At 70.3% G+C, this 6,768-nt stretch carries 8 protein-coding genes; 7 read left to right on the top strand and 1 reads right to left on the bottom strand.

Annotated features, from left to right (window positions below; translation table 11 throughout):
- From VFE05_14555 to VFE05_14525, 7 genes are all read left to right on the top strand, one after another.
- On the top strand, positions 1–1,090 hold a 1,090-nt coding region (locus VFE05_14555), incomplete at its 5' end, for an AIR synthase related protein (protein ID HET6231290.1).
- A 42-nt stretch (positions 1,091–1,132) separates the two neighbouring features.
- A complete protein-coding gene (purF, locus tag VFE05_14550; protein HET6231289.1) occupies positions 1,133–2,518 on the top strand; it encodes an amidophosphoribosyltransferase in 1,386 nt (461 codons plus the stop codon).
- Positions 2,519–2,917: 399 nt separating this feature from the next.
- Complete coding sequence (locus VFE05_14545; protein HET6231288.1) at positions 2,918–4,021, top strand: aldo/keto reductase; 1,104 nt, start codon at positions 2,918–2,920, stop codon at positions 4,019–4,021.
- A gap of 150 nt (positions 4,022–4,171) precedes the next feature.
- Positions 4,172–4,360, top strand: coding sequence for a type II toxin-antitoxin system HicA family toxin (locus VFE05_14540; protein ID HET6231287.1), 189 nt, complete (start codon positions 4,172–4,174; stop codon positions 4,358–4,360).
- The gene (locus tag VFE05_14535) at positions 4,357–4,572 is read left to right on the top strand and encodes a type II toxin-antitoxin system HicB family antitoxin (GenBank protein HET6231286.1); all 216 of its coding nucleotides are present in this window, start codon (positions 4,357–4,359) and stop codon (positions 4,570–4,572) included. The genes VFE05_14540 and VFE05_14535 overlap by 4 nt, the downstream gene beginning before the upstream one ends.
- Positions 4,573–4,686: 114 nt before the next feature.
- Entirely contained in the window at positions 4,687–5,331 is a 645-nt protein-coding gene (locus tag VFE05_14530; protein ID HET6231285.1) for a hypothetical protein, read from the top strand.
- 278 nt (positions 5,332–5,609) lie between these two features.
- Complete coding sequence (locus VFE05_14525) at positions 5,610–6,359, top strand: TonB-dependent receptor (protein ID HET6231284.1); 750 nt, start codon at positions 5,610–5,612, stop codon at positions 6,357–6,359.
- Between the two features lie 97 nt (positions 6,360–6,456).
- Here the strand turns inward: VFE05_14525 and VFE05_14520 are convergent.
- Positions 6,457–6,768, bottom strand: a 312-nt coding sequence (locus VFE05_14520) for a hypothetical protein (GenBank protein ID HET6231283.1), incomplete at its 5' end; no start/stop codon positions are given.

Here is a 6,768-nt window from a genome sequence, read left to right as displayed (position 1 = left end):
GGAGGAGGCAGACCCGGCCTGGACGTTGCGGGCGCTGCTGGACTCGCCCACCATCGCGTCCAAGCGCTGGATCTACCAGCAGTACGACAGCACGGTCCGCACGAACACCGTGGTCGGACCCGGCTCGGACGCGGCGGTGCTGCGGCTGCGCGGCACCAACCGCGCGCTGGCCATGACGGTGGATTGCAACGGCCGCTACGTGCACCTCAACCCCTACCGGGGTGGCCAGATCGCGGTGGCCGAGGCGGCGCGCAACCTGGTGTGCTCGGGCGCGCTCCCCCGCGCCGTCACCGACAACCTCAACTTCGGCAACCCGCTCAAGCCCGAGGTGTACCACCAGCTCTCCGAGTCGCTGCGCGGCATCGGCGACGCGTGCCGGCGGCTGGAGACGCCCATCACCGGCGGCAACGTCTCGCTGTACAACGAGAACCCCCGCGGCGCCATCTACCCCACGCCCACGATCGGCATGGTCGGCCTGGTGGAGGACATCGACCACGTCACCACCGCCGCCTTCAAGGCCGCGGGCGACGACATCGTCCTCCTGGGCCGCAACACGGACGAACTGGGCGGCAGCGAGTACCTGAAGGTCGTGCACGGCCTGGTTGCGGGAGATGCGCCGGCGCTGGACCTGGAAGCCGAAGCCGCGCTCCAGTCCGCGCTGCTGGATGCCATCCGCGCCGGCCTCGTCCGCTCTGCCCACGACACGGCGGAGGGCGGCCTGGCCGTCGCGCTGGTGGAATCCGCCTTCGCCGGCTCGCCGCGCCCGTTCGGTATCGACGTGGAGCTTTCGGACGACGTGCCGACCGCCGCGCTGCTCTTCGGCGAGGCGCAGACCCGCGTCGTCGTGTCCTGCGCGCCGGGGCGGACGGACGAGCTGCTGCGGATGATGGGCGAGCGCGGCGTCCCCGCGGCGCGCATCGGCCGGGTGGGCGCGGCGGACGGGCGCGTGCGCATCGCCACGCGGGCGGGCACGGTGGACGCGGACGTGGGCGAGCTTTCCCTCGTGTACGAGAGCGCCATCCCGCGCCGGATGGACGGCACGCCGGCAGACGTGGAGACGGCGCTCGAATCGGAAGTCCACCGCGGGTAGCGCGGCGGGCTTCCCTTCCCCCAGCAGGAAGACAGCTTCAGAATGTGTGGAATCGTCGCGGTCTCCGGGTCTCCCGAGGCCGCCCGTCTGGCTTATCTGGGCCTCTACTCCCTCCAGCACCGCGGGCAGGAGGCGGCCGGCATCGTCGCGTACGACACGCTCACGCGCAGCAGCAGCCGCGTGCGCGAGGCCGGCCTCGTCTCTGACGTGTTCAAGGCCAAGGTCTTCGACGAGCTGCCCGGCACCACCGCGCTGGGGCACATCCGCTACTCCACCGCCGGCGGCGCGGGGCTCAAGAACGCGCAGCCCATCCGCGTGAACTACCGCGACGGCGACCTGGCGCTGGTGCACAACGGCAACCTCACCAACGCGCACGTCCTGCGTAACGCGCTGGTGCAGGAAGGCGCGCTCTTCCAGAGCAGCATCGACTCCGAGGTCATCGTCCACCTCATCGCCCGCTCCACGCGGCGCGACGTGGACGCGCAGATCGACGACGCCCTCTCGCAGCTCGTGGGCGCCTTCTCCGTGCTCGTCACCGTCAACGACACGCTGTACGCGGCCCGCGACCCGCACGGCTTCCGCCCGCTGGTGCTGGGGAAGATGGACGACGGGACGACCGTCGCCGCCTCGGAGACGTGCGCGCTCGACATCATGGGCGCCACCTTCCTGCGCGACGTGCTGCCCGGCGAGGTGCTGCGGATCAGGGGCAGCGACATCACCCCTCTGCGGCCGCTGCCGTCGGACGGGCCACCCGCGCCGTGCGTGTTCGAGCTGGTGTACTTCGCCCGGCCGGACTCGCACCTGTGGGGCTACACCGTGGACCGCTCGCGCCGCCTGTTCGGCCGGCAGCTCGCGGTGGAGCAGCCGGCGGATGCCGACATCGTCATCTCCGTGCCCGACAGCGCCAACTCCGCCGCGCTGGGGTACGCCGAGCGGAGCGGCATCCCGTTCGAGCTGGGGCTCATCCGCAACCACTACGTGGGCCGCACCTTCATCGAGCCCACGCAGGTGGGACGCGACTTCAAGGTGCGCATGAAGTACAACGCCGTCCGTGAGGTGCTGAGCGGGCAGCGCGTGGTGGTGGTGGACGACTCGCTCGTGCGCGGCACCACGTCGCGCGGGCTGGTGCGCATGCTGCGCGAGGCGGGCGCGCGCGAGGTGCACTTTCGCCTGGCCTCGCCGCCGGTCAAGAACCCGTGCTTCTACGGCATCGACATGCCCACGCGCGAGGAGCTGATCGCCAGCCAGAAGACGCCCAACGAGATCGCCGAGTACCTGGGCGTCGAATCGCTCGGCTACCTGTCGCGCGAGGGGATGCTGGCCTGCGTGGCCGACGCCGCGCCTTTCTGCACCGCCTGCTTCGACGGCCCCTACCCCGCCCGCCTCGTCGACGCCGAAGCCGGCTTCGCGGTGACCACCCACTGCTGACCATCTCCCGAGACGCCTCCCGTCGACATCGAACCGCGTCGGGAGATGCACAGCGGGCAAACGTCGCCCGGGAGATGCGGATCGGCGGACGCTCGTTCGGCAGCCTGGAGACGGGAGATGCTGGTCGAGCGCTGGGCCGAGCAGAGGTCGGTAGATGATGCGCGGCCAACGGCGACTCGGCGGATGCGCGGGTCTGTCGATCACGGCGAAAAACCCGCGCGTGGGGCAAGCTCCCACGGCGGATGCGCGGCTCGCCGACTGGAGCGAGCGGCGCGAGGACGATATCTTGAGCGAATCCGCTCCGGCGGATCGAAGGAGACGCGGTCGATCCGCGGCGGCGATGGACGACGGCCGGGCGGCCCGACCGCCTTCCGAAGCAAGGCAACTACTGGGGGACAGATGAGATACAGGACCTATCCGGGAACGGATCTGAAGGTTTCGGAGCTCGGCTTCGGGGTGTGGACGCTGGCGGCGGGCTGGTGGGGCGACTTCACCGACGACGAAGCGATCTCGCTGCTGCACCGCGCGCACGACCTGGGCATCACCCTGTACGACTCGGCCGACTCGTACGGGAACGGCCGCGCGGACGAGCTGGTGGGCCGCGCCTTCGCCGGGCGCCGCGACCAGGTGGTGCTCGCCACCAAGGTGGGCTACGACTACTACAACAACCCCGACGTGCGCCGCGGCCAGCAGGAGATCCCGCACAACGCCTCGCCGGAGTACATCCGCTTCGCCGTCGAAGAGTCGCTCCGCCGCTTCGGGACGGACGTGCTGGACATCGTGGCGTACCACAACGCCAAGGAGCACCACACCGACGACGACGGCATCTGGGAAACCTTCGAGCGCCTGCGCGAGGAAGGCAAGATCCGCGCGTTCGGCGGGGCGCTGGGGCCGTCCAACGGCTTCCTCCACGAGGGGCTGGACCTGATCGAGAAGCGGCACGTGGACTCTCTCCAGATCATCAACAACATCCTGGAGCCCTTCCCCGGCGAGGTCTTTACCCGCGCCGCCGAGCGGAGCGGCCGCACCGGGCTGATGGTGCGCGTCACGCACTCGTCCGGCATCCTGGAGGGGCACTACACCGAGGACACCGAGTTCGCCAAGAACGACCACCGCCGCCACCGCCCGCGCTCGTGGCTGCTGAACGGCCTCAAGAAGCTGGAGACGCTGCGCTTCCTGCACGAGGGCCGCGACATGACCATCGGCCAGGCTGCGCTCAAGTGGCTGCTCGCCTCGCCCGCGGTGATGACCACGCTGCCCAACATCTACAACGTGGAGCAGCTGGAGGAGTTCGCGAGCGCCATCGACAAGCCGGACCTCACGGCCGACGACATGGCGCGCATCGCCGAGCTGCAGCGCACCAACTTCGGCGTGCACGAGGAGCACATGCGCTACAAGGGCGTCATGCACCGCCCCGGCGGCGAGACCTACGCCCCGCCCTACCGCTACGAAGGCGACGAGTACGAAGCCCTCGAGCGCGAAACCGCCGGCGCCGCGGACTGACGCCAAAGGTGGACGACAGCCGGAGAGCTCGCCATTGCGCGCGACCTCTCCGGTTTTCGCCTCGTCTACGTACGCTTCCCGGAGCAAGCTCATCCACCTTCGCGAGTACCCGGCTTGCTCGCGCGGAAGCCACGTTGCTATGATTGATCGATGAGAGTCCGGGAGCTTCTCAGGCTCATCGAGGCGGACGGCTGGTTCCTGGTCCGCACCCGCGGGAGCCACCGCCAGTTCAAGCATACGGCCAAAACTGGCCTCGTCACCGTGCCGGGCCACGCGTCGGACGACCTGGCGCCAGGAACGCTGAACAGCATCCTCAAGCAGGCAGGGTTGAAGCCATGAAGCGCTACCTCGTGATCGTCGAGCACACGGACACCGGGTATTCGGCGTTCTCTCCCGACCTGCCCGGCTGCATCTCGACGGGTGCGACGAGGGAAGCCGTGGAAGTGAACATGCGGGAAGCGATCGAGTTCCACATCGACGGATTGAGGGAGGAAGGCTATCCGGTGCCCGAGCCCAGCACCGAATCGACGTACATAGACGTGGCGGCCTGATCGCGCGACAGCGTCCTCGCATCATCTCCGTAGAAACTCCTTCCCTGCCCGTGCCGTACTCCGTCGCGTCCTCCGGCTTCCGCAGCCGATGTCGTCTCCAGCGAAGATCTTCCCGTGAACCCGACTGTGATCGACTCCTCCCAGGCGAACACTTCCACCACGGCTGTGCAGCCGCCCGTGACCGGGCTGCGCGCGCTCCGGTACATGCCGCGCGCGGGGTGGATCGTGGCCGGCGGCATCTGCGTGACGGGCGTGGTGCTCGTGGGCGTGATCGAGAGCGGCGTGGCGGGGACGACGCCAGTAGGCGGTCTCTTCGCCGCTCTGATGGTCGTGCTCGCGGCGCGCGCGGTGTTCCGGCGCATCCGCGGGGGAGATGCGGGAGCATGGGCGCGCGGGAAGGTCTTCTCGCAGATCCAGCAGTACGGGGGCGGCACGTACGGCACGATCGCCGCCTCCGTCTGGTTCTACCTGGAGGCGCAGGAGATGTGGCGCTCCTGGACGGCCGCCAGCGGCGTGGGCGAGTTCATCCGCGGCGTGACGTGGGACGCGCTCATCGGGTTCAGCGGCAGCTCCATCCAACACGCCATCACGGCGGGCACGTGGCCGCTGTACGTGATCCGCCACTTCGGCGTGCTGCCGGCGGTCGCCGCGTGCTGGGGCGCCTGGGCCATCGACGGCGCCGTAAAGCGCGTGCTCGCCAGCCCGCGCACGGTGGCGGACGCCGCGACGAGCTCAGACCATCCGGCAGCTTCCGTCTGACCAGTCGCCGGCCTTCCATCCCACCGCTGTAACGCTCCCGCTGGACCCTCGGCCGCGCAGGGTGGCGCCGAGCTCGAACATCTCCCGGCGCGCTGCCCATAGCATCCGCGCCAACCCTGCCAAGCGAACGACCCCGCTCCGCACCCGGAGCGCGATGCGTCGGCGCCCCACCCAATGTCAGAATCTCGCGGCTCCGGCGCGTTCGCAGCAAAGCGGACGTGCCCATGGGCGCGCCTCCCCTCCGGGCACACCCGCCTCACCTCCACCCCCGCCCGACCATGACCAAGCCATTGTTCGCCATCGCCGTCGCACTCGTCTGCGCATCCGCGCCGCTCGCCGCGCAGGACACCGTTCCGCCGGCCGGCCCTCCGGCACGCACCGTCTCCGTCCACGGTCGCGTGCTGAGCGGCGAGACGGGCGCGCCGGTGCGCGGCGCCACGGTGCGCCTGGGATCGGCGCTGCCGGCGCGGACCACGGACTCCACGGGCGTCTTCATCTACGACGTGGTGCCGGAGGGCACGTACTCCGTGACCGTCACGCACCCCAGCTACGGCAGCCGCGCCGGCTCGGCCGTGCTGACGGGCGGCGGCGAGCTGGAGATGGAGCTGCGGATCAATCCCAACGTGGTCGCGCTGTCGCCGCTGGTCGCGCGCGCACGTGCGCAGCCCCGCGTGCCGTACGACCGCCACGCGCTGGCGACCGGCGAGCGGTTGATCACACGCGAGGACATGGAGAAGTTTCCCGTTGGGGACGGGCAGGACCTGGCGAACGTGCTGCGCGCTACGATCCCGAATCTTCAGGTCGGCTTCGCGCGCCAGGGCAGCCAGCTGGTCGGCATCAGCTTCTCGTACCACGGCAGCCACGTGACGGTGTTCCTGGACGGCATGCGCTTGGACGCCTCCCAGCTCCTCTACATGGGCCCTCCCAGCATGGAGGGCGCGGAATTCTACCCGCACGGCACCATGAACGCGGCCACGCTCAGCGAAGGGGCGAAGCCCGTGCTCGTGCTCCACAGCCGCGTGCACTGACCGGTCGCTCGACGCGTCCCAGTCTCCGGAAAAGCGAAGCGGCGCCGGGCTCATCAGCCCCGGCGCCGCTTCCATCTCCTGCCCTGCTCGTAGCGCGTTACTGGCGCGTGGCAGCGGCCCGTGCAGCGCGGCCGGTCGTGTCGGCCGGGCACCACACCCAGCCGCTCTGCCGGCGCAGCATCGTGCTGTCGCCGTACATGCCGCCGCGGCCGCCCATCCGGCCGCCGCCGTAGCCACCGGCGCCACCGCCGTTGCCGCCGTACCCGCCGCGGGCGTTGGTCCCCGTGCGGCGCTGGGTGCGCGACTCGCGCTGGATCTCGCAGGCCGTCTGCTGCTGCGCGGGGGTGAGCACGGCCTGGATGGCCGACATCGCCGCCTGGTTGTTCGTGCGCAGCTGCTCCAGCGTGGG

It is taken from the genome of Longimicrobiaceae bacterium, from assembly GCA_035696245.1.
Taxonomy (GTDB): Bacteria; Gemmatimonadota; Gemmatimonadetes; order Longimicrobiales; family Longimicrobiaceae; genus DASRQW01.
This window is presented reverse-complemented; position numbering and strand designations above follow the sequence as displayed.

What these genes read in the sequence shown, in the direction of transcription:
- VFE05_14545 (HET6231288.1), top strand. Translation starts at nt 2,918, where the DNA reads ATGAGATACAGGACCTATCCGGGAACGGATCTGAAGGTTTCGGAGCTC.
- VFE05_14535 (HET6231286.1), top strand. Translation starts at nt 4,357, where the DNA reads ATGAAGCGCTACCTCGTGATCGTCGAGCACACGGACACCGGGTATTCG.
- VFE05_14540 (HET6231287.1), top strand. Translation starts at nt 4,172, where the DNA reads ATGAGAGTCCGGGAGCTTCTCAGGCTCATCGAGGCGGACGGCTGGTTC.
- VFE05_14525 (HET6231284.1), top strand. Translation starts at nt 5,610, where the DNA reads ATGACCAAGCCATTGTTCGCCATCGCCGTCGCACTCGTCTGCGCATCC.
- purF (HET6231289.1), top strand. Translation starts at nt 1,133, where the DNA reads ATGTGTGGAATCGTCGCGGTCTCCGGGTCTCCCGAGGCCGCCCGTCTG.